Origin of the sequence: Arcobacter sp. 15-2, assembly GCF_047159865.1 — a bacterium.
Taxonomy (GTDB): Bacteria; Campylobacterota; Campylobacteria; order Campylobacterales; family Arcobacteraceae; genus JAIOSF01.
In genome coordinates this window covers 605827-628731 of the sequence record NZ_AP038804.1, presented here as the reverse complement: position 1 = coordinate 628731, position 22905 = coordinate 605827, and the positions used below count along the sequence as shown (strand labels likewise).

The window sequence follows — 22905 nt, the reverse complement described above, 5'->3', positions numbered from 1 at the left end:
ATATAATTATAATACAATTCCACGAATCATAAAATAAATCAATGCAGATAAGATAGCAGCAGCAGGAACAGTAATAATCCATGCAGCAATAATTTTTTTAATAGCATCTCGTTTAACATATTGTACTTTTTGAGCTTGTTTGAGATCTTTTTTTACCTCTTTTATTTTTTCTTCCTCTTCATCAATCATTTGATATAGAGTTACAATTCGTTGGTAATCATCTTTTCTTTTTTCTTTTTTTGAATCTAAATTTTTGAGTTCTGTATTGAGAGCTTTTAGTACTTTCTTTTCATCCTCTACAGCTTCTTGACCAATTGCAATAATATCTTTTTTTTCTGTTTTTTCTAAATATTCGCGTAAAAAGCCAACTCCAAAAATACCACCAACAGCAATATGTGTAGATGATACAGGTAAACCTAATTGAGAAGCAATAATAACAGTAATAGATGCAGCCATTGCAACAGAAAATGCTCTCATTTGATCGAGTTCTGTGATTTCTGAACCAACTGTTCTAATTATTTTTGGTCCATAAAGAGCTAAACCTATAGCAATACCTAAAGCACCAACTGCCATAACCCATAATGGAATACCTGCATTAGAAGAGATGCCTCCTGTCATAACAGCATCACTAATAGCGGCAAGTGGTCCAATTGCATTTGCAACATCGTTTGCCCCGTGTGCAAAACTTAAAAGTGCAGCTGCAAAAATAAGGGGAACAGTAAATAGGATATTTACACCATCTCTTGAATTTTTTAATTTTACTGAACGAGTTGTAACTGTTTTTTTCACAAGAAAATAAACAAAAAAAGCAACGATGATACCAAGAGTAGAAGCAATTGAAAATGATGGAGAATTTGATTGCGGTAGAAAAGAAAATGTATTTACAATTTCTGGCCAAATTTTTTTTAAACCTTTTAATGTCAAATATGTTACAAATGCCCATGACATTATAGCAACAAAAACAGGTACCCATTTTGTAGCTGCTTCTATTTTATCTTCTTTATAAACTATTGTCTTTTTAATGGCAAATAAAAATAGTGCAGCAACCATACCCCCTAATACAGGTGATACAATCCATGAGAGTGCAATTTTTGCAACTGTTCCCCAAGCAACGATACTAAACCCAGCAGCTGCAATACCTGCACCCATAACTCCACCAACGATCGAGTGAGTTGTAGATACAGGAGCTTTTGCCATTGTGGCTATATTTAACCAAACAGCGGCAGCAAGAAGAGCAGCCATCATTGCCCAAATAAATGAATCGGTATTTCCCCCAAATGCGGAGATATCAATAATACCTTTTTTAATCGTTTTTACAACATCTCCACCTGCAATAAGCGCACCACTTGCTTCAAATATTGCAGCAATAATAATTGCGCCACCCATAGTAAGTGCTTTTGACCCAACAGCAGGACCAACATTATTTGCAACATCATTAGCCCCAATATTCATAGCCATGTAAGCCCCAAACAAAGCTGCAATGGCTAAAAAAAGATTATTTGGAATTCCTCCAGTTGATATAAAGCTATAACTTAATACTACAACCATGAAAAAGAGTGCAAATCCTAACCTAATAAAATCAATACCGCTACTTTTCATTGCTTCTTTCTCTAGTTTTTTCACTGTTAAAATCTCCATTTGTAATCTTCCTGTAACTTATTTTTGTTATAAAGTATACAATGAAATAACTTAATGTAAATAATGAAAAAAGTGCTTAAAAGAGGGGCTTTGACTATAATATATAACTAAAATACATATTAAATAATTAAAAATTATTTATATTTATCTTTATTTGTTAAATAAAAATATATTGAGTTTAATTCTTCGTTTGTTAAAAAATATTTAGGCATACTATTCCCATAAATTAATTTTTCACAAATTTGATTTTTTGAGAATTTTTTCTTAGGTTTTTCTTTTTTCGGATCTAGTGTAGCTATGAAGTTTTCATAAGTGATATTTGTAATATCTTCAGAGCGAATGGTACAATTATATTTCACTTTATTTCGAACATGTGTAAAAGAAGTTATTGTTTTTCCTTTTGCATCATCTCCATGGCATTTCACACAACTTATGCCTCTAGGGTTTGCATAAAGCATTTTTCCATACTCAAATTTTGTGATAAAAGAGTTATTAAAAGCATCTTTTGCATAGAGTAGGGATGTTAAAAATAAAAAAAGTAATTTAATCATAAATTGAATTTTATCATTAAAGAGCTTATTAGTAAATTTTAGATAAAATTAGTCATATTTACAATTTAATTTAGGAGTAAGTTTGATAACTTTAAAAGAAGCATTAAGCTTAAATAATGAAGAGATTTCATTGTTAAGAGACGAAATAGCTGCAAAAATAGAAGACACAAAAGTACTGGGTGCTTATGTCGAACAACTAACATCGAAAAAAGTTACAGGAAATACATCAGGAATACCAATTGCAATTAAAGACAATATAAATGTTGTAGGATATCCAATGACTTGTAGTAGTAAAATTTTACAAGGTTATATCTCTCCATATAATGCTACAGTTATAGACAATTTGGAACAAGCTGGTTTATCTGCTTTTGGAACAACTAACATGGATGAATTTGCAATGGGAAGTTCAACAGAATCTTCTTATTATGGAAAGACTTTAAATCCAGTAGACAATGCTAAAGTGCCAGGAGGAAGTTCTGGAGGATCTGCTGCTGCTGTTGCTGCGGGTATAGCTGTAGCTGCATTGGGAACTGATACAGGTGGAAGTATTAGACAACCTGCTGCATATTGTGGGTGTGTTGGGATGAAACCAACATATGGAAGAGTATCAAGATATGGTATAGCTGCTTATTCTTCTTCTCTTGATCAATGTGGACCTATCACTCAAAATGTTGAAGATGCTGCAATTTTATATGATATCATTAGTGGATATGACCCTAAAGATTCTACGAGTGCTAATAGAGATTATACTCCAGTTACACCAGCTTTAAATGATACTAAAAAACTTACAATTGCAGTTATTGATAATTTTATCGAAGATGCTAGTGATGAAGTAAGAAAAGGTTTTGAGATTGCAGTTCAAGCATTAAAAGATGCTGGACATACAATAATACATAAAAATATGATGGATACAAAAAAACATGTATCTGCATACTATGTAGTAGCAACTGCAGAAGCCAGTGCTAACTTAAGCAGATATGATGGTATTCGATATGGAAATAGAGTCGAGGGTAAAAACTTAGCCCAAACATATAAAAAAACTAAATCAGAAGGTTTTGGAGAAGAGGTACAAAAAAGAATTATGTTAGGTTCTTTTGTACTAAGTAGTGGATACTATGATGCTTATTACATCAAAGCTCAAAAAGTACGACATTTAATTAAAGATGATTTTGAAGAGATTTTTAAAGATGCAGATTTGATTTTATCACCAGTAGCACCAACAACTGCTCCTAAATTTGGAAGCTTTAAAAGTTCATTGGAGATGTATTTAAGTGATATATATACAATTTCGGTAAATTTAGCTGGTCTTCCAGCTATTTCGTTACCAGTAGCAAAAGATAAAGATGGTATGCCAGTTGGTTTACAACTTATTGGAAAAGCATTTGACGAACAAACACTATTTGATGGGGCAATGAGCCTTGAAAAATCAGTAAATTATACAAAATAAAGGGGATTAAAATATGAAAATTAGAAAAAGAGCATTAACATTTGAAGATGTATTACTTGTACCAGCGAAATCAGAGGTTCTACCAAAAGAAGTTTGTTTAAAAACAAAATTAACTAAAAATATTGCATTAAATATCCCTTTTGTAAGTGCTGCAATGGATACAGTTACAGAATATGAAGCGGCAATTGCAATGGCGAGACTTGGTGGAATTGGGATTATTCACAAAAATATGGATGAAAAAACACAAGCACTACAAGTAAAAAAAGTGAAAAAAAGTACAAGTGGTATGATCATAGATCCTATTTCAGTTTCTCCTGATCAAACACTTGATGATGCTGTAAAACTGATGAGCGAATATAAAATATCAGGTGTACCTGTAGTAGATAGTGATAATAAGCTTCTTGGTATTTTGACAAATAGAGATATTCGATTTATAAAAGATTTTACTCAATTAGCTGGTAATGTGATGACAAAAATGCCATTAATTACAGGAAAAAATGGAACAACATTAGCGGAAGCTGCTGAAGTGATGCATCAAAATAAAATTGAAAAATTGCCTATTATTAATGATGATACAACACTAAAAGGTCTTATCACAATTAAAGATATCAATAAAGTGATTGAGTACCCAAATGCTATCAAAGATAGTAAAGGAAGATTAATTGTTGGTGCGGCAATTGGAGTAGGTCAGTTAGATCGTGCAAGAGCACTTGTTGAAGCTGGCGTTGATGTATTAGTGTTAGATTCTGCTCATGGGCATTCGAAAGGGATTTTAGAAACAGTATCATTAATCAAAAAAGAGTTAGATGTAGATGTAATTGCAGGAAATGTTGCAACTGCTGAAGCTACTGAAGATTTAATCAAAGCAGGAGCTGATGCTGTTAAAGTTGGAATTGGACCTGGTTCAATTTGTACTACAAGAATTGTTGCTGGTGTTGGTGTTCCTCAGATTTCTGCTATTGACGAGTGTGCTGCTGCTGGTGCTAAATATGGCGTTCCTATTATTGCAGATGGTGGTATCAAATATTCTGGTGATGTAGCAAAAGCTTTAGCTGTTGGTGCAGGATGTGTTATGATGGGATCAGCTTTAGCTGGTACAGAAGAGTCTCCTGGTGAAGTTATTTTAGCACATGGTAGAAAATTTAAATCATATAGAGGTATGGGTTCAATTGGAGCTATGACAAAAGGGAGTACTGATAGATATTTCCAAGAAGGAACAGCTGCTGATAAACTAGTACCAGAGGGTATTGAAGGTATGGTTCCATACAAAGGTTTTATGTCTGAAATTATTCATCAGTTTATTGGAGGGCTACGAAGTTCTATGGGTTATTTAGGAAGTAAAGATATACCAACATTCCATAATACAGCTGAGTTTGTGGAGATTACTAGTGCTGGACTTAAAGAGTCACATGTACATGATGTAACAATCACAAATGAAGCACCAAACTATCATATATAATATCTCAATATAAATAGCTAAATAGCTATTTATATTATCTCATCTATTAAGGAAAATCATTATGCAATCATACAATAGAGCAATATCAACACCAATAGTTTCTTCTGCAACATTTTTTTATGAAAATTCACAAGAAGCGGAAGATATATTTTCAGGAAACTCTAAAGAATTTCTATATTCGAGAATGGGTAATCCTACATCATCACAACTTGAAGAGAAACTCACAGCTATGGAGAATGGAATTGGTGCAGTTGCAACAAGTTCAGGCATGGGTGCTATTAGTATGGTTATAACAAGCTTATGTTCATCTGGAGATGAAATTATTGCTATTGGTGGCTTATTTGGCGGGTCTTATGCTTTAATGTCTCAAACATTACCTCGTTTTGGAATCAATACAAAATTTTTAGAAGTAGATGACTTAGATAATATTGAAAACAGTATCACTACAAAAACAAAAGTAATTTTCTGTGAGTCGATTGGGAATCCAAGTTTACGATTACCCGATTTAGCTGCTTTAGGTCAAATAGCAACAAAACATAATATTGCTTTTATTATCGATAATACAATTACACCTTTAGTTATAAAACCTTTTGACTATGGTGCCGATGTTGTTATATACTCAACGACTAAAATATTAAGCGGAAACTCTTCTGCTTTAGGTGGTATTGCAATTTTCAAAGAGGTAAAACTAAGTGATAAGTTTCATACTGCTAGATATGAATTTTTAAAACCTTTTATCAACAAATTAAAGGGGAAAGCTTTAATAGGATGTGCTAAAAAAAGAGCTTTAAGAGATTTTGGAATGAGTGCAAATGCGCATAGCAGTTATCAAACACTTTTAGGGCTGGAAACTTTAGAGTTACGAAGTAATAGAATAAATACTTCATGTGAAATAATAGCACAAATTTTAAAAAGTGAAGGAGTTTGTGTTAATCATCCTTCATTGGAAGAGAATAAAGATAATCTATTATATAAAGAATCATTTAAAGATGGTTGTGGTTCAATGATTACTATTGATATGGAAACAAAAGAGAAGGCATACAAATTTTTGGATAGTTCGAAGCTTTTAATTCTTACTGCTAATATAGGAGATAGCCGAACTTTAGGATTACATATGGCTAGTACTATATATCAAGATTTTTCTGATAGTGAAAAAAAATATTTAGGTATCACAGAAGGGCTTATTAGAGTATCTATTGGTTTAGAAAAACCTCAAGATATCATAGATGATTTACTTAATTGTTTTGAATCATCTAAATAATCTTTAAATAAAACAAAAGAGTGATCAAATCACTTTTTTGTTGAATGATTAAGCTGATAAATGATCTAAAATATATCGCTCTAAATCAACATGTTTAATATCTTCATTTTTTGCTTTTTCAAAAATATTAGATACTTCCACATGAAATTCATCATAAGGGAAATGGGGAAAATGTAAAGACCACATTTGTTTAATTCTCATCTTCGACACTTCATCATTTGTCCACTCTTTAAAATAGTTAAAAATACCAAATAAAAAAGCTGTAAATATAACTGCTATAATAATTGAAGCATGACAATCTAAAGCGGCAAATAACTCATGTATAATGTAAGAAGTAGGAATGATAATTAGATGTATTAAAACTAAAAAAAGAAGATAAGCTCTAGCTGCTCTAAGTCTAAATCCTAGTTTTGTTCCATCTAATTTCATCCCTTCATTAAAAAGTATATTTGCTTGTAATAAAACATTTAACTTAACGGGTTGTTTTGAAATATTGTAAATATAGTTGATAATATTCTCTTTTAACTTCTCAAACATATATACTCCTTTTTTTGTATGATTATACATTAATAATAGTAAATTTTTTATTTGACTTATTGAAATCTTTTGAATATACTCACGCAATGGAAACACTAATAATAATTACTTCAATTTATTTGTTTATTTGTATTGGATATGCACTTAAAAAAATATTTACTCATGATATAAATGAAAAAACACTTATTCTTTTATCTGTGTACTTTTTACAACCTATCTTAACATTTTGGGGACTGACTAGAGTCTCTATAAATAATGATTTATTGTATTTACCATTAGTATATCTACTGGTTATAATATCAGTACTTATATTTTTACTCTTAGTTGCTAAGTATATTTTTGAAGACAAACAGGAGCAATCAATATTTATAGTATCCTCTTTAATAGGAAATACGGGAAATCTTTCTATCCCACTTGGTATCGCATTATTTGGAGAAAGTAGTGTTCCTTATACTAGTATGATCAATATTGCAAATATTTTCTTTATTTATACTATTGGAATATTTTTTTATGCAAAAAGTTCTTTTAGCTTAAAAGAATCCTTGATATCAATGGTGAAGATACCTATTCTTTGGTTTGCATTAATAGCATTACTTTTCAATTATTTTAGTATTTCAATTGATCCCCAAATTAACTTAGTATTAGAGATGGGCGCATATGCTGCAATTGTGATACAACTTATCATCTTAGGTATTTATTTAAGTAAAGTAAAATTGAGAGAGCATGATTATAAATTAAGTTTATCAATCAGTTTTGTTAAACTAGTATTTTTACCTGCTGTGGGGATTGTTTTTGCATTATATTCAGATCTGGATAATCAGATAGCTGTAATACTACTTATTTCACTTTTTGCTCCTTTAGCAGTTACAAATGTTAATATAGCCGCACTTTATAATTGCAAGCCATCATCTGTTGCTGGTGCTATTTTAATGAGTAGTTTTTTATTTTTATTTTTGATCTATTTTAATATAGAAATTGTTACTTGGATTTTTAGATAAGAGTGAAAATGATATTTGTTTAATGTGAGTTAATGTGTAGTCAATTTAGATAGTTATTATACTATCTAAATTGCTTCTTCGTCCTCTTCACTTGTTCGAATTCTAATGATTTTTTCAACAGCAGAAACAAAAATTTTACCATCACCAATTTTACCAGTTTTAGCAGCTTCTGAAATAATAGTGAGTACTTCATCAACTTGTGCATTTGCAACAACTAAATCAATCTTGATTTTTGGTAAAAAATCTACAATATACTCCGCACCTCTATAAAGTTCACTATGTCCTTGTTGTCTTCCATACCCTTTTACATCTGTTACAGTCATACCTGTTATACCTGCCTCTGTTAGAGCATCTTTTACATCCTCTAGCTTAAATGGTTTTATAATCGCTTCAATTTTTTTCATTTAGGTTCCCTTGTTCTAGTTATATTAAAATGCTCTTTTGAATTCTGGGTAGGCTTCAAGCCCACATTCATTTACATCAAGACCCTCTTGCTCTTCATCATGATTGATTCTTAGTGGCATAATTTTATTTATAAGGAATAATACTATATAACTACTTATAAAAGCAAATATGGCAATTGTAATTACCCCTTGTAATTGTCCTATAAAAGTTATCCCTTCTTCTGGATTACTTGCAAAAATACCAACAGCAAGTGTCCCCCAGATACCATTTACTAGATGCACAGATAATGCCCCAACTGGATCATCTAATTTGAATTTGTCAAAAACTGGTACAGCAAACACAACGAGTACACCACCAATTGCTCCAATCAAAATAGGCTGATAAATATTATATAAATCAGGACCAGCAGTAATAGATACTAGTCCACCTAAAGCACCATTTAATACCATAGTAATATCAAGCTTTTTATACTTAATGAGCATTAATGCACCAGCGATAATTGCTCCTGATAATCCTGCTGTATTTGTATTGAGAATAGTGAGTGCCACTAAATCTGCATTTTCTTTTGAAGTGATAGATCCAACACTTCCTCCATTGAATCCAAACCATCCTATCCAGAGTAAAAAAGCACCTAAAGTTACAAGTGGTATATTTGATGCAGGTATTACTCTTACTGCACCATTTTTCCCGTATCTATGAACTCTTGGTCCAATAATAAATATAGCTGCTAATAAAGCCCACCCACCTGTAGAATGAATTACAGTACTTCCTGCAAGGTCATATATACTAAGGTTAAATATTGTATTTTGTAATAAATTTGAACCCCATGTTATATTTACAACAAGGGGATAAATAAATGCTGCCATTATTACAGCAAATATAGTAAGTGGTATAATTCGAGCTCTTTCACTAACTCCCCCACTCATAATATTAATTACTTTACCAACAAAAGCCATTTGAAACAATACAAAAGCCCATTTACTCATGTTTTCATTTTCAAATGCGCCAAAAGCAATATGATATCCAATAATTAAAAATGCAAATGATGCAAAAGCATATATCATAGTATTGATCATTAACACGGCTGTAACATTTTTTGTTCGTACTATACCTGCCTCAAGCATCGCAAATCCAGGTACCATAAAAATGATAAGTACAAAAGAAAAAATTATAAATAGTGTGTCAATTATATAAGAGATTTCATGTGACATATTTTATCCTCAAATTTTTTTGTTACTATACCATAGAAGAGAATAAATAAAAACTTATAATTGTATATAAAATATACAATTATAAGATAATAGGTAATTCAAGTTTAATACTATTTTGACTAAAAAAAATGTTGACATTAGATCTATTTGCTTTCTCTTCTAATGTATGATCTCCTTTGACCATCCGATTTGCTGAAAATAATAAAGACATGATTTTATATTTTTGATTATCAATCACTTCATATTCACCAACTTTCATTTTTACTTTTAATGTTATCTCATCATCTTCAATAAAATATTTAAAACATTCATTTAAGCATAGCAAAAATTCATTAATATTTATTTTCATTTCAGGGAGAGAAATATCATAAACTTCTTTTATTTTGAGGTTACTATTTAGAAGAGTTGTGTTTTTAGATAGTTCGATTAAACTAAAAATATTCACAAGCTTTAGTTTGTCACTATTGATAGTATTTGTTTGATTTGAAACTACTTTATATAAACGAAGTGCAATCTCATCATCTGATGTATATCCTACTAAGATAGCGTAATATTCATGTTTATTAAATTTTAGAGGTATGAACTTCTGAGAAAAACCAAAATCTTGACTTGCATTATCTACAGCAAGGTTGAAAAGCTCCTTAATACTAACATAGTTTAGTAAAAATTCAGCCTCTTTATTAAATTTTAGTATTTTACCATTTGCATTAAAAATAAAATAAGGGTTTAAATCATGTTCAAGTAGTTTTTCATAAAAATTATTCATGGTTATTTCCAAAATATTGTTCTAGTTTTTTTCTTAAAGTTATTCTGTTAAGATTGAGTTTTGTTGCCATTTGTAGTTGGGACTTAAATTTTATTTTTGCAATATTGAGTAATGGTATCTCAATCACCTTTAAAAAGTCTTTATAAGTTTTTTGTTCATCTAGTTTTTTATCTATATAGTGTTCAAGTGCTTGATTAATCTCTTCACTATTTAAAGAGTTCAATAAAGTATTTTTATAAATCGATTTTTTTAGAGAGATACCATTTTGAGAGATATCTAGATGAATATTATCCAAAGTAATATTTGTATTATAAATTTTGTTTGCACTATTTATATATTCTTGTGAAATAATTTTTAAGTCTTCTTCTCTTTCTTCAAGTGGTGAGATATTAACTTTAATCGCAAATTGTTCTTCAATATCATGAATGGTTGTTTGGGCAGTTGCAATAATTTTAATATTGGATAAATTTGCTAAAAATTCTTTTTTATTGAGAACCAAATGTATATCAGTGATTATTAGTTCTTTATATTGCTGGATATTTACTGTATTATTAATAATACTATTTTCTAAAAGTTTACCATCAAAACAAATGGCTTGTGGTAATATCTCTTTGGCTAGAAGTTTTTTCCCCACACCTCTTTCTCCTGTAATGATTATATTAACAGGTAAATTTGAAGACATTTGAACAATATTTAAAATTTTTTTTGATTCTTCAGATTCTGCAATAAATTTTTTCATAATATTATTTACAATTATCTAGTTTATTTTGTATAAATTTTTTTACATCATTATAAAGAACTGTTTCTTTAAAGTCTTTAAAAGCAGCTCCACTTGCATTTGGATGACCACCTCCACCCGCTAATTTTTGTGCTAAAAGCGATACATCTAATTTATTGTTAGCTCGAAAACCAGTACGACCTCGTCTATTAATATCTATAAAAAAATCATAATCTTCGTTTGCTTTTAAAAATGCATTTGCAGGGATAGAAATTCCTCCTAAATTATAGGTGAGCAAACCTTTTTGACCTTGGTAATATACAGTAAGTTCTTCTTTTTTGTTGTCAAGTGATTTGACTAAATAATGTGAACTTATATTATCTATTGTATCGTCTTTTTTTTCAATATTTAAAAACTCTTTTTTGAGTTTATAAATATTTTCATCCAATGTGATATGTCCATTTGTTCTATTTACAAACTCTAATGTTTTATTGAGTAAATAAAATTTGTATTCTCTACTTTGTGTATTGAACAAAATATTGTTTATTTCATATGCTTTTGAAATCATACTCATACATACTTTTCCAAATTCAAATAATTCATCATTGTCTAACCAAATATCAACAGCATTAATCGCTTGGATTAGTTGTTCAAAATTTGATGGTATCGATTCTTGAAAAGAGGGATAGTTTTTACATAAATAATCATAAGTTATTTTTGTTGCACTTCTAGTTGTATCTAGATAATACCAGTCATATTTATCCGCGCTTTTTTGTCCAGTTGCATGATGATCAAGGAGTTGCAGTGTAATATTATATCCATCATTTTCATTTAAGTTTATAATGTGTTTATTTAAGTTTTTAGACTCGTCTGCTGTAAGATTTAAATCTGTTATTAAAAAAAATATCTCTTCATTTTTGTTTGTCTCTTCAATTTTTTCTAAAATATCTTTGAGATACATTTTTACTTCAATTCCATAGTTGGCATTATAATATATTGCATTTGGAAAGAGTAGTAGTGTAGTGAATTGACAGCCAAAACCATCTAAATCTGTATGTGAGAGATGAAAAAATTTCATATTATTAACAATCCTTTTGTATGTAAAATGAACAATATTTTGTTTATTTTACATATTGTAACGAACTTTTTATAATATGTCTTTTAAAGTGAGTTGATTTAGAAAATCATTTATTTTAAATTGTAGATTATTTAACAGAGGAAATATCGTACATTTTCCATCTTTGTTACCTTCACAGGTTTCTGTAGAGGTTGTACATTCAAAAACTGTTGGAAATTTTTGTTCAGCTATTGTAGTGATCTCAAATATTGTAAGCTCTTCACATGGTTTTTTCAGTGTGAAGCCACCATTATTCCCCTTATAAGAATTGAGGATATTATTTTTAGCTAAATTTTGTAGTATTTTTGCTAAAAAAGATTTTGAAATGTTTAATTCAGTTGATAATTGTTCTACATTTTTAGGAGTAGTACTTTGTGCAATACTTACTAATGAAAGAAGCGCATATTCACTTTTTTTAGTTAATAACATTTATCTCCTAAATTTTAATCTTGAAATGATTATACAAAAATGATTTGTGCAAAGTATAAAAAGTTTATCTTATCTGTTTATAATAAGATATAATTAAGAAAAAAGCAAGTTTTTAAACTTACTTTTTTTGGATTATTTTGCTCTGATACCTAAATCAGCAACAAGTTGTGTAAATTTAGCAAAATCTTTTCTTCTTAAATATTTAAGAAGTCTTTTTCTTTTACCAACCATTTTTAGTAGACCTAATCTTGAATGATGATCTTTATGGTTTTCTTTTAAATGATCTGTTAATCTTACGATTTGTGCACTTAATATTGCAATCTGCACTTCTGCAGAACCTGTATCTTTTTCGTCTCTTTGGTGTTTAGTAACAATCGCTTGTTTTACGTCCAAATCTAAAGCCATTTTGGCCTCCTGATCGGTATATAGTCTCAAATGTAAATATTAAATTTACAAAATGGAACAAAATTATAGTGAATGTTAAGTATATTTAAGCTTAAGTGAACATAACTGATAATTCAATTCATTTATTGTATAATGAACATTCAACTCAAAAGGGGTATATATTATATGGAGATTGAACAAAATATATTTTTTGATGAATTTAAAAATAAATTAACGAGTTTAGAAAACTCTATTATAGATATCCAATCTGGTAATTGTACTAAAGAAAATATAAACGAAGTTTTTCGCTCAATTCATACTATAAAGGGTACAGCAGATTTGTTGGGGATGTTTGAAGTAGTTGCATTGACGCATAAAGCTGAAGATGTTTTACAATTTGTCAGAGAGGACAAGCTTCAATTTGATAATCAATTGGCTCATTTATTTTTTGAATTAAAGAATTTTATCTCATTACTTGTAGATAATATTTCACAAGGTATTTTCGATGATGATGAATCTGAAAATGTTTTCATGGACTTCGAGAATGAATTTACTAAATACATTCATATTGCAGAGAATAAAAAGCAACAATATGATGAGCTTAAAACAGTTTTAGTGATTGATGATGCTGCTTTAGTAAGATATATGGTAAAAAAAATTGCTACGGATGAAGGGTATAATGTTTTAACTTCAGATAATACAGAAGATGGTTGGAAAAAAATTAAAAAATATCCTATAGATATATTATTTTGTGATTTTAGTTTGCCAAATGAAAAGTCTATAGAATTAGCAGAGATGATAAAAGTAGATTATGCTACGAAAAATTTACCCATTGTCATGCTTATCCCAAAAAATTATGATAATATTAATCAGTTGGGAAAATTAATTACAGCAAAAGCTTGGCTTGGAAAACCGATTGAAGAAAATAAATTAAAGTTGATTTTAAAAAAACTTTTAGAGAAAAATTAGCTAAGATAGTATATGTTATAATATTATGTTAGATATCAAATAAATAGGAATAAAATATGAAAGTATTATTAATAAAAGATGTGAAATCATTAGGAGTTGCTGGTGATGTAAAAGAAGTAAAAGATGGTTATGGAAAAAATTTTTTAATAGGTAAAGGATATGCAAAACATGCAACACCTGAAGTACTTCAAGAGTGGGAAGAAAAACAACAAAACTTAAAAGATATATTAGCAGCAGAGATACAAGAAGCACAAGAGATAAAAGAAAAAATCGATAGTTCAAAATTTACAGTAAAACACAAAGTTGGTGCAAATGGACATCTTATTGGAAGTGTTACAAATAAAGAGATACAACAAGTTATGTATGCTCAAGCGCAAATAGCAATAGATAAAAAACAAATTACACTAAAAGAAAAAATAAAAACTGTTGGTATTTTTGAGGTTGATTGTAAACTTGGAAATGGTATTCACGCGTTAGCAAAAATTGATGTGATTGCAGAGGTTTAATTGATGTTTGATGCAACAACGATACTTGCTTATAAAAGTGAAGATGGTAAAGCTGTTATAGGTGGGGATGGACAAGTGACATTTGGAAATACAGTCTTAAAAAATAATGCTACAAAGATAAGAAGAGTGGGGGTAAAAGGGGAAGTTCTAGCAGGATTCGCTGGAAGTACTGCAGATGCTTTTAATCTTTTTGATATGTTCGAAACACACCTTGAAAATTCAAAAGGTGATTTATTGAAATCTGTTGTAAACTTCTCTAAAGAGTGGAGAAAAGATAAGCATTTAAGACAATTAGAAGCTATGATGCTTGTATTAAATGAGAATCATATTTTTATTTTAAGTGGTACAGGAGATGTTGTTGAGCCAGAAGACGGTTGTTTAGCTTCTATAGGAAGTGGTGGTAACTTTGCAATTGCAGCAGCAAGAGCATTAAAAAAGCACTCAAACTTAGAGCCTTTAGAGTTGGTTAAAGAGTCTTTAATGACAGCAGGTGAATTATGTATTTATACAAATCAAAATATCAAAACATTAACATTAGATGATAAGGAAAATAAATAATGAATATGACTCCTAAAGAGATAGTAACTTATCTTGATGATTATATTATAGGTCAAAAAGATGCTAAAAAAACAATTGCTATTGCCTTAAGAAACAGATACAGAAGAATGCAGTTAGAAGCTGAACTTCAAGATGAAATCATGCCAAAAAATATTTTAATGATTGGTAGTACTGGTGTAGGTAAAACAGAAATCGCTAGAAGAATGGCAAAGATGATGAATCTTCCATTTATTAAAGTTGAAGCTAGTAAATATACAGAAGTAGGGTATGTTGGTAGAGAAGTTGAGTCTATGGTAAAAGATTTAGCACATGAATCATATAATCTAGTAACAAAAGAGTATGAAGAGCAAATTCAAGGTTCTATCGATGATGAGGTTATAAAACAAATTGTAGAAATTCTTGTACCACCTTTACCAGAATCTGCAAGTGAAAATGCAAAAGAATCTTTTATCAAAACATATAATCTAATGGAATCTAAAGTGAAAAATGGTGATATGGATGATAAAAAAATTACTATAGAACTTCCTAAAACAACACATGTAGAGATTGTTGATAGTAATATGCCTATGGATATGAGTGCTATTAGTGAAAGCATCAATAGTATGATGGGAAAAATGGGCAAAGAAAAAATCAAAAAAGAAGTTACTATCAAAGAAGCTAAAAAACTTTTAAGAGGTATGGCTAGTGATAATTTACTTGATAAAGAGTCTTTAAAAACAGAAGCGTTAAATAGATGTGAAAATGGTGGTATCATTTTTCTTGATGAGATCGATAAAATTGCTACAGGGAGTAATAATAAAAACCAAGATCCAAGTAAAGAGGGTGTTCAAAGAGATTTATTACCTATAGTTGAAGGTAGTTCAGTACATACAAAATATGGACAAGTAAAAACAGACCATATATTGTTTATTGCTGCTGGTGCATTTCATGTAAGTAAACCAAGTGATTTATTACCAGAATTACAAGGTAGATTTCCTTTAAGAGTTGAGTTAAATCCGCTAGAAGAGGCTGATTTATATAAGATTTTAACAAATACTAAAAATTCATTGCTTCGACAGTATAAAGCATTACTCGATGTAGAAGGTGTGAACTTAGAGTTTGATGATGCAGCTATTCATGCTTTTGCAAGATTGAGTGTAAGTGCAAATGAAAATGCTGAAGATATAGGAGCAAGAAGATTACATACTGTGATTGAGAAAGTTTTAGAAGATATTAGTTTTGATGCTGATGAACATTCTGGTGAAACAATAACAGTAACAGAAGAATTAGTGAAAGAGAAACTAGAAGAGATAGCGCAAAATGAAGATACAGCAAGGTATATTCTATAGGTAGATTAAGATTTATTCTGTTAAAATGTAAATACTTAAAAATGGAGATATGAGATGAAGATTACAAGTTTTGAAGATATAGAAGCAAAAGGTTACGATATTTGCTTTATTCATAGTGGGTGTGAAGGTGATGCTGATGTTATATTATTAGATATTAACAGTATATTTGACTATGAAGAAAAAAAACATGAAGCGTGTAAAGAGAAGTATACTTCAATTGCAATTATCGATGATCCTAGTGACTATGATGCATTCAAAAATTTTGGAATAAATGCGTGGATTAAAAGAGATGATCTTGAGAAGTTACCAGAATTACTTGGTGAAGTTAAAACTAGAATGGGTTTATAATATAAATAGATGCCAATAATAGACACTCATTGTCACCTAGACAATATTCAGTATCAAGATGATGTTGATACTGTAATACAAACAGCACTAAATGAAGGTATAGAAGCTATTCTTATACCTGGTGCAGATCCTAAAGATTTACCAAGAGCAAAAATGCTAGCAGAAAAATATCCTGAAGTGTATTTTGCAGCTGGCGTGCATCCGTATGATTGTGAAAACTATGATTTGGATATACTCAAAACATATATAACTCATCCAAAATGCATTGCTGTTGGAGAATGTGGTCTTGATTATTTTAGACTTCCAGAAGATGAGATTGAAAAAGCCGAAAATATAGCACTTCAAAAAAAAATATTTATAGATCAAATAAACTTTGCTAAAGATGTAAAAAAACCTTTAATTGTACATATTCGTGATGCTTCAGATGATAGTAAAACAATTTTGATGCAACACAATGCAAAAGAAGTAGGTGGAGTTTTACATTGTTTTAATGCAAGTGAACATCTTTTACCTTTAAGTGAGCATAATTTTTATTTCTCAGTTGGAGGGGTGATTACATTTAAAAATGCAAAAAAACTAGTTGATATTTTGCCCAAAATTCCTCTTAATAAACTTATTGTAGAAACAGATGGACCTTATCTTACCCCACATCCATTTCGAGGTACGCGAAATGAACCAAAATATACTAATAATGTAGTTACAAAAATTTCAGAAATCTTGTCGATGAGTAAATCGGAAGTCTCAAAACTTACTACGGAAAATGCAAAAAAATTATTTAAAGAGTTTGATATAAAAAATTAGATAAAATAAATACAAAATTAACAAAAAGGTATTTATTTGAAAGTATTTTTAAAAATAGTTTTATTATTTGGAACTATCTCATTCTCGAATGCAACCCTTGTAAGTACTGCATTTGTACACAATGACTTAAGTGTTTTAGAAGAATTAGATATCAGTTCAGATTATATAACAGATTACAAGTTACAAGAAGAGTTTCAAAATAGATTACGATTTAGTAAAAAAGGGTATACCCAAAAATTAAACAATGCACATCTATTCGTGCCCCAAATCAAAAAAGTTTTAAGAGAAAATAAAATACCATCAGCCTTTTTATATTTAGTAATGGCTGAATCAAATTTTATATTAAACGCTTCATCAAATAAAAGTGCCAAAGGTTTATGGCAATTTATGCAACCAACAGCCAATCATTATGGATTACGAACAAATGAATATATAGATGAACGAATGGATATAGTAAAGTCTACAGAAGCTGCAGTAACTTATTTGAAAAAACTTCATAGTATGTTTGATAAATGGTATTTAGCAGCTGTGGCGTATAATTGTGGAGAGGGAAGAGTTATAGAGGGACTTACTCGTGCTACTATCGATATGTACTGTGAAGATGTAGGGTATAAGGTTTGTCGAAAAGAACCTCAAATTAATAAATTTAGAACAACTATGCGACTTTATCAAGCTAAAAAAGTAAAATTTAGAGAGATAAATAAAATATATCGAATAGTTAAAAAATGGAAATATAAACCAGATATTGATAAATTATTAGTAGTACAAAAAGGTGTAAGTAGACAATATATTCCTGAAGAAAGTCGTGGATATATTAGAAAAATAATCTCACTTGCTATGATGAATAACAGTGATTTTTTGATAAAAGATGAAAATACACATTTATTAAATAGAGGTATGAGTGATCCTATTGCTAGCATTGATATTAAAGGTGGTATTTTATTAAGAAATGTTGCTGAAGTTATTGGTATTAATAAAAATAAGTTAAAAGAGTTAAATCAACATATAAAAAGAGATCTTTTACCTATGGATGATGATACTTACAGACTGTATATACCTTATTCAAAACTATCAAGGTTTAATCTCAATAAAGAAAATTTAAAGTCTACTCAATATGAAATGTATCAAGTTAAACGAGGAGATACTTTATCATCAATTGGAAGAGAATATGGTTTGAATTATAAGGATATTCAAAGACATAATAAATTAAAAACAACAATTGTAAGATTAAATCAAAAATTGATGATTCCAATTGATCCAGATGTTTATAAAAGACCAGTTAATTATATAGTAAAAGTAGGAGATACTTTAGGAAAAATTGCATCTAGTCATAAAATAAAATTTAAAAAACTTATGAAAGATAATAATTTAAAAACAAGTAGAATTAATATAGGAGATAAACTTGTTATTAAATTTAAATAAAAAATATATCTTTGTTTTTTTTATAGCAATTCTTTTTATTGGATGTAGTTCAACAAATAGATATGGCTATGTTAATAAAAGTTATTATGAGCCAAATAGTTATTCATCAAGTTATAATAGTACTAATAGTAAGCGTTCATCTGTTAAAGCTAGCACTTCAAAATATACTTCTACTTCAAAAATAAGAAATAGTAAAGCGATGCATAGAGCAACAATGCGTCCTTATGAAGTTTTTGGTAAGAAGTACTATCCAACAGTTGCTAGAATAAACGATCAGTTAAGAGGAATTGCTTCTTGGTATGGTCCAAAATTTCATGCAAAAAAAACAAGCAACGGTGAGCTTTATAATATGTATGCAAATACAGCGGCACATAAAACACTTCCTATGAATACAATGGTAAAAGTGCAGAATTTAGAAAATGGAAAATCTACAATTGTGCGGATCAATGATAGAGGACCTTTTGTAAGTGGAAGGATTATAGATCTTTCAAATAAAGCTGCTCATGCTATTGATATGGTAAAAAAAGGTACAGCAAGAGTTCGAGTAACTGTTATTGGATTTAATGGAAAAATAGCTAGAACAAAAGAGGAAAAGAAAGCTGTACGAAGTATGTCAAATTATTATGTACAAGTTGGAGTATTTGCTAAAATTGCAGGTGCAAATGTAACAAAACGAAAATTTGATTTAGTGCTAGAAAAAGAGTATAAAGTTATTTTAAAAGATAGTACATTATTAGGAAAACCAGTTAAAAGAGTTTGGATTAGTGGGTTTAGAAGTGAACAAGAAGCAGAAGATTTTAAAAAGAATTATAATCTAAAAAAAGCTATGATAATAGCTGAATAAGGAGTAAAGATGCAAGAGTTAAATAGAGTTACTAAAGAAACAAAAATTACTTGTGCTATCGATATACAGGGAACAGGAAAGTCAACAATTAAAACGGGAATAGGTTTTTTTGATCATATGTTAGAAGCTTTTAGTAAACATAGTGCAATTGACTTGGATCTTAATTGTGAAGGCGATTTACATGTTGACTATCATCATAGTGTAGAAGATTGTGGAATCGTAATAGGACAATTACTAAAAAAAGAGATATTTCCTATAGAAAATGTTGAAAGATATGGAAATGCTACAGTTGTAATGGATGAAGCTAGCGTTACTTGTTCGTTAGATTTAAGCAATCGACCTTTTTTGGTGTATGCTCTTGATGTTTCTGAAAAAGTTGGTACATTTGATGTTGAGTTAGTTGAGGAGTTTTTTCATGCTTTAGTTATGAATAGTGGAATTACTTGTCACATTATTCAAGACCGCGGAAGAAATAAACATCATATCATAGAAGCTGCATTTAAATCTTTTGCTGTTGCTTTACGGCGAGCATTATTAGAAAATAAAAAACTAGGAATACCTAGTACTAAAGGTGTTTTATAATTATGATTGAATTACTAGTTTTAGATGTTGATGGAACATTAACAGATGGGAATATTATTTATACTTCAAGTGGTGATGAGTTGAAAAACTTTGATGTAAAAGATGGATTAGCCATTGCATCTTGGACAAAAATTCTACATAAAAAAGTGGCAATTATTACGGGACGAGAATCAAAATTAGTGGAAAAACGAGCAAAAGAATTAGGTATTAGTCATCTTTATCAAGGGGTTCATAACAAAGATGAGATTCTTGAAAATATTTTAAAAGAAGAAAACCTTACTTGGGAACAAACGGCTGGAATAGGTGATGATTTAAATGACTATAAAATGCTTAAAAAAGTTGGACTTTCTTTTTCTGTTAATGATGCAGTTGAAGATATCAGAGCCCTTTGTGATGTTGTTTGTACAAACAATGGGGGTAATGGAGCTGTCCGAGAGATGATAGAATATATTTTAAAATATGATGGTCAAAATGAGTTAAAAAGTTTATGGGAATAAATAAGTTTCTTTTTTTAGTTATTGTATTTATTGTACTGTTTTTATTTTTTGAAAGAGAACAAGTTGTAAATAAAACAGCTAAAGTTGAAAAACCGAAGGTGAGTTTTTTTGACTCAACAATGTATGATATTACTCCTGATAATGTCACTCAAATTGTAAAAACAAAAAGAGCAGATGTTTATGATAATAGAGAAGAACTCTTAGTAGCAACTATTGTAACTAAATCAAAAAAAAATAGTTATGATACAAATATATTGAGTGGGGATTCTATGATTAAAAAAGAGAATCAAATCTATTTAAAAGGTTCTGTAAATCTTCAAATGTCAGATGGAACAAACTTAAAAACAGAACAGCTAGAATATAATACAAGAACAAAAATAGCTACAAATAAAGTATATTTTATTGCTACAAAAGATGTAAATACTTTTGAGGGTACTGATTTATATTTTGATTCTCTAAAAGAAGAGATAAAAGCAAACACAACAAAATTTCGAATGAAGGTTACAAATGAGTAAATTCTCAATTATCGCACTGATTGCATTATTAGTTATATCTATAACAGGTGCAAATGCTGAAGAAAATTATTTAAATATTGATTCAAAACATTTTGAATCTCAAACACAAAAAAATGTTTTATATTTTAAAGGTGATGTTAAAATGACAAAAAACAAAGATGTTTTATTATGTCAGAGTTTAGTGATAAATACAAAAACATCATCTAAAGATAAAACTAAACAAGTTCCAAAAGATTATAAAGCAAGTGGAGATGTTTCATTTACTTTACACACTACAGATAATATCTTAAAGGGTAAAGGTGATGTGGTTTATTATTATCCTGATGAAAAACGCTATATAATCATAGGAAATGGTTATTTAGAAGATACAAAAGAGGGTAAGAAAATAATAGCAGAAAAAATTTATATAAATGAATTAACTGGTCAAACAAAAATTGATGGTGGAAAAAATAAACCAATTAAATTTAGAATGAGATTAAATGAATCTTCAAAAAAAGATACAAACTCAAGTAAGGAAAAATAGTGAAAAACCTTAAAATAGTAAATGCAGAATTTTTAACATCAGCTCAGAAATTAGCTGATTCACCAACTCCAGATATGGCAGAAATAGCTTTTTTGGGAAGAAGTAATGTTGGAAAAAGTTCCCTTTTAAATTCATTAACAAAAAGAAAGTCCTTAGCAAAGTCATCTTCAACACCTGGTAAAACTCAACTTATCAATTATTTTAATGTAACATTTAAAGATTATGCTGAAGAAAATTCAAACTATTATGCACGATTTGTTGATCTTCCAGGGTTTGGGTATGCTAAAGTTTCAAAATCATTGAAAAAAAATTGGCACCAAAATCTTACTGATTTTTTAGAGCAACGACCCTCTTTACAGATATTTGTTCATTTGATTGACTCAAGACATTCTACTCTTGATATCGATAAAAGTGTTGATGAATTTTTACATCATATTAAAAGAGGTGATCAAATTATCATCAACGCTTTTACAAAAATAGACAAACTTAAACAAACTGATATCCAAAAACTAAGAAGAGAATATCCAGAAGGGATATTTATCAGTAATCTTAAAAATAAGGGAATAGATAAGTTAGAAAAGAAAATTGCTACATATTTGTTTGGAGAGTAGTATGGAAAAATTAGAATTTATAAAACCAGATGTATTAGATGTAAAAGCTATGCAAGAGTTAGTATATGAAGATGTAGAAAATGGAAATATTTTAGATAGAAATAGTAATGAGATGGCTACAACGATTCGCTCTTATACAGCAGTGAAATTAAATGAACAGTTTGTTGGATTTGTGGCTGTTCATATACATACAGTTGAGTTAGCAGAGATACGAAGCTTGGTCGTAAAAAAAGAATTTAGAGGTAAAAATATAGCCAAACTTCTTATCGAAAAAGCACTCTTTGAAGCTAGACATTTAAACTTAAAAAAGATGCTAGTTTTAACATATAAAAAAGAATTATTTGAGCATTTTGGTTTTGAGGTGATCGAAAAAGCGTCATTGCCAGATACTAAAATTTGGGCAGATTGTATTAAATGTAAGCACTTCCCTATCTGTGATGAGATAGCACTAACACTTGATATTTAAAATTTAGTCTTTGA

28 protein-coding genes are annotated in these 22905 nt (G+C 29.4%); 18 read left to right on the top strand and 10 right to left on the bottom strand.

What is annotated here, in order from left to right; translation table 11 throughout:
- Nucleotides 1–6: 6 nt before the first annotated feature.
- Together ACMCMH_RS03340 and ACMCMH_RS03335 are read right to left on the bottom strand one after the other, a co-directional pair.
- Nucleotides 7–1638 carry an inorganic phosphate transporter gene (locus tag ACMCMH_RS03340; protein WP_412727081.1) on the bottom strand — a complete coding sequence of 544 codons (1632 nt, stop codon included), beginning with the start codon at nucleotides 1636–1638 and terminating at the stop codon, nucleotides 7–9.
- Between the two features lie 134 nt (nucleotides 1639–1772).
- Complete coding sequence (locus ACMCMH_RS03335; RefSeq protein ID WP_412727079.1) at nucleotides 1773–2189, bottom strand: c-type cytochrome; 417 nt, start codon at nucleotides 2187–2189, stop codon at nucleotides 1773–1775.
- An 82-nt stretch (nucleotides 2190–2271) separates the two neighbouring features.
- On the opposite strand from ACMCMH_RS03335, the gene gatA reads away from it, so the two are divergent.
- The 3 genes from gatA (at nucleotide 2272) to ACMCMH_RS03320 (ending at nucleotide 6356) form a co-directional block, all read left to right on the top strand.
- Nucleotides 2272–3636 carry an Asp-tRNA(Asn)/Glu-tRNA(Gln) amidotransferase subunit GatA gene (gene gatA / locus ACMCMH_RS03330; RefSeq protein ID WP_412727077.1) on the top strand — a complete coding sequence of 455 codons (1365 nt, stop codon included), beginning with the start codon at nucleotides 2272–2274 and terminating at the stop codon, nucleotides 3634–3636.
- A 13-nt stretch (nucleotides 3637–3649) separates the two neighbouring features.
- Nucleotides 3650–5095, top strand: a complete 1446-nt coding sequence (gene guaB / locus ACMCMH_RS03325) for an IMP dehydrogenase (protein ID WP_412727075.1) — start codon at nucleotides 3650–3652, stop codon at nucleotides 5093–5095.
- 61 nt (nucleotides 5096–5156) lie between these two features.
- Nucleotides 5157–6356, top strand: coding sequence for an aminotransferase class I/II-fold pyridoxal phosphate-dependent enzyme (locus ACMCMH_RS03320; RefSeq protein ID WP_412727073.1), 1200 nt, complete (start codon nucleotides 5157–5159; stop codon nucleotides 6354–6356).
- A gap of 48 nt (nucleotides 6357–6404) precedes the next feature.
- On the opposite strand, the gene ACMCMH_RS03315 is transcribed toward ACMCMH_RS03320, so the two are convergent.
- A complete protein-coding gene (locus tag ACMCMH_RS03315; RefSeq protein ID WP_412727071.1) occupies nucleotides 6405–6893 on the bottom strand; it encodes a hypothetical protein in 489 nt (162 codons plus the stop codon).
- A gap of 86 nt (nucleotides 6894–6979) precedes the next feature.
- On the opposite strand from ACMCMH_RS03315, the gene ACMCMH_RS03310 reads away from it, so the two are divergent.
- Nucleotides 6980–7891 (top strand): AEC family transporter, encoded by a 912-nt coding sequence (locus ACMCMH_RS03310; RefSeq protein WP_412727069.1) that lies wholly within the window; start codon nucleotides 6980–6982, stop codon nucleotides 7889–7891.
- Nucleotides 7892–7956: 65 nt separating this feature from the next.
- Here the strand turns inward: ACMCMH_RS03310 and ACMCMH_RS03305 are convergent, their stop codons facing one another.
- The 7 genes from ACMCMH_RS03305 to rpsO all read right to left on the bottom strand — a co-directional run bounded on the left by ACMCMH_RS03305 (nucleotide 7957) and on the right by rpsO (nucleotide 12942).
- Nucleotides 7957–8295, bottom strand: coding sequence for a P-II family nitrogen regulator (locus tag ACMCMH_RS03305; protein ID WP_412727067.1), 339 nt, complete (start codon nucleotides 8293–8295; stop codon nucleotides 7957–7959).
- 24 nt (nucleotides 8296–8319) lie between these two features.
- Nucleotides 8320–9507, bottom strand: a complete 1188-nt coding sequence (locus tag ACMCMH_RS03300; protein ID WP_412727065.1) for an ammonium transporter — start codon at nucleotides 9505–9507, stop codon at nucleotides 8320–8322.
- A 79-nt stretch (nucleotides 9508–9586) separates the two neighbouring features.
- Entirely contained in the window at nucleotides 9587–10273 is a 687-nt protein-coding gene (locus ACMCMH_RS03295; RefSeq protein WP_412727063.1) for a hypothetical protein, read from the bottom strand.
- Nucleotides 10266–11012: a sigma 54-interacting transcriptional regulator gene (locus ACMCMH_RS03290; protein ID WP_412727061.1), complete on the bottom strand. Its 747-nt coding sequence runs from the start codon at nucleotides 11010–11012 to the stop codon at nucleotides 10266–10268. Before ACMCMH_RS03290 ends, ACMCMH_RS03295 begins: the two co-directional genes overlap by 8 nt.
- A gap of 4 nt (nucleotides 11013–11016) precedes the next feature.
- On the bottom strand, nucleotides 11017–12069 hold the full coding sequence (locus ACMCMH_RS03285) for a DHH family phosphoesterase (protein ID WP_412727059.1): 1053 nt from the start codon (nucleotides 12067–12069) through the stop codon (nucleotides 11017–11019).
- A gap of 69 nt (nucleotides 12070–12138) precedes the next feature.
- Entirely contained in the window at nucleotides 12139–12537 is a 399-nt protein-coding gene (locus ACMCMH_RS03280) for an Rrf2 family transcriptional regulator (protein WP_412727057.1), read from the bottom strand.
- Between the two features lie 132 nt (nucleotides 12538–12669).
- Nucleotides 12670–12942 (bottom strand): 30S ribosomal protein S15, encoded by a 273-nt coding sequence (gene rpsO / locus ACMCMH_RS03275; RefSeq protein WP_412727055.1) that lies wholly within the window; start codon nucleotides 12940–12942, stop codon nucleotides 12670–12672.
- Between the two features lie 165 nt (nucleotides 12943–13107).
- Here rpsO and ACMCMH_RS03270 point away from each other — a divergent pair, with 165 nt between their 5' ends.
- Genes ACMCMH_RS03270 through ACMCMH_RS03205 form a run of 14 tightly spaced genes read left to right on the top strand, consistent with a single transcriptional unit; the run spans nucleotide 13108 to nucleotide 22891 of the window.
- A complete protein-coding gene (locus ACMCMH_RS03270) occupies nucleotides 13108–13890 on the top strand; it encodes a response regulator (RefSeq protein ID WP_412727053.1) in 783 nt (260 codons plus the stop codon).
- Between the two features lie 56 nt (nucleotides 13891–13946).
- Nucleotides 13947–14396: a 50S ribosomal protein L9 gene (gene rplI, locus ACMCMH_RS03265; protein WP_412727051.1), complete on the top strand. Its 450-nt coding sequence runs from the start codon at nucleotides 13947–13949 to the stop codon at nucleotides 14394–14396.
- Between the two features lie 3 nt (nucleotides 14397–14399).
- Complete coding sequence (gene hslV / locus ACMCMH_RS03260; protein ID WP_412727049.1) at nucleotides 14400–14954, top strand: ATP-dependent protease subunit HslV; 555 nt, start codon at nucleotides 14400–14402, stop codon at nucleotides 14952–14954.
- Entirely contained in the window at nucleotides 14954–16282 is a 1329-nt protein-coding gene (hslU, locus tag ACMCMH_RS03255; RefSeq protein ID WP_412727047.1) for an ATP-dependent protease ATPase subunit HslU, read from the top strand. The genes hslV and hslU overlap by 1 nt, the downstream gene beginning before the upstream one ends.
- Nucleotides 16283–16336: 54 nt before the next feature.
- The gene (locus tag ACMCMH_RS03250; protein ID WP_412727045.1) at nucleotides 16337–16630 is read left to right on the top strand and encodes a hypothetical protein; all 294 of its coding nucleotides are present in this window, start codon (nucleotides 16337–16339) and stop codon (nucleotides 16628–16630) included.
- Between the two features lie 9 nt (nucleotides 16631–16639).
- Nucleotides 16640–17431, top strand: a complete 792-nt coding sequence (locus ACMCMH_RS03245) for a TatD family hydrolase (protein ID WP_412727043.1) — start codon at nucleotides 16640–16642, stop codon at nucleotides 17429–17431.
- Between the two features lie 36 nt (nucleotides 17432–17467).
- Nucleotides 17468–18853, top strand: a complete 1386-nt coding sequence (locus ACMCMH_RS03240) for a LysM peptidoglycan-binding domain-containing protein (RefSeq protein ID WP_412727041.1) — start codon at nucleotides 17468–17470, stop codon at nucleotides 18851–18853.
- Nucleotides 18828–19697: a septal ring lytic transglycosylase RlpA family protein gene (locus ACMCMH_RS03235; RefSeq protein WP_412727995.1), complete on the top strand. Its 870-nt coding sequence runs from the start codon at nucleotides 18828–18830 to the stop codon at nucleotides 19695–19697. Before ACMCMH_RS03240 ends, ACMCMH_RS03235 begins: the two co-directional genes overlap by 26 nt.
- A 9-nt stretch (nucleotides 19698–19706) precedes the next feature.
- Nucleotides 19707–20279 carry an imidazoleglycerol-phosphate dehydratase HisB gene (gene hisB, locus ACMCMH_RS03230; RefSeq protein WP_412727039.1) on the top strand — a complete coding sequence of 191 codons (573 nt, stop codon included), beginning with the start codon at nucleotides 19707–19709 and terminating at the stop codon, nucleotides 20277–20279.
- Between the two features lie 2 nt (nucleotides 20280–20281).
- A complete protein-coding gene (locus ACMCMH_RS03225; protein WP_412727037.1) occupies nucleotides 20282–20776 on the top strand; it encodes a KdsC family phosphatase in 495 nt (164 codons plus the stop codon).
- Entirely contained in the window at nucleotides 20767–21291 is a 525-nt protein-coding gene (lptC, locus tag ACMCMH_RS03220) for an LPS export ABC transporter periplasmic protein LptC (RefSeq protein ID WP_412727035.1), read from the top strand. The genes ACMCMH_RS03225 and lptC overlap by 10 nt, the downstream gene beginning before the upstream one ends.
- Nucleotides 21284–21814: an LptA/OstA family protein gene (locus ACMCMH_RS03215; protein ID WP_412727033.1), complete on the top strand. Its 531-nt coding sequence runs from the start codon at nucleotides 21284–21286 to the stop codon at nucleotides 21812–21814. The genes lptC and ACMCMH_RS03215 overlap by 8 nt, the downstream gene beginning before the upstream one ends.
- Nucleotides 21814–22425 carry a ribosome biogenesis GTP-binding protein YihA/YsxC gene (gene yihA / locus ACMCMH_RS03210; protein ID WP_412727031.1) on the top strand — a complete coding sequence of 204 codons (612 nt, stop codon included), beginning with the start codon at nucleotides 21814–21816 and terminating at the stop codon, nucleotides 22423–22425. The genes ACMCMH_RS03215 and yihA overlap by 1 nt, the downstream gene beginning before the upstream one ends.
- 1 nt (nucleotide 22426) lies before the next feature.
- Nucleotides 22427–22891, top strand: coding sequence for an N-acetyltransferase (locus tag ACMCMH_RS03205; protein ID WP_412727029.1), 465 nt, complete (start codon nucleotides 22427–22429; stop codon nucleotides 22889–22891).
- Nucleotides 22892–22905 lie beyond the last annotated feature (14 nt).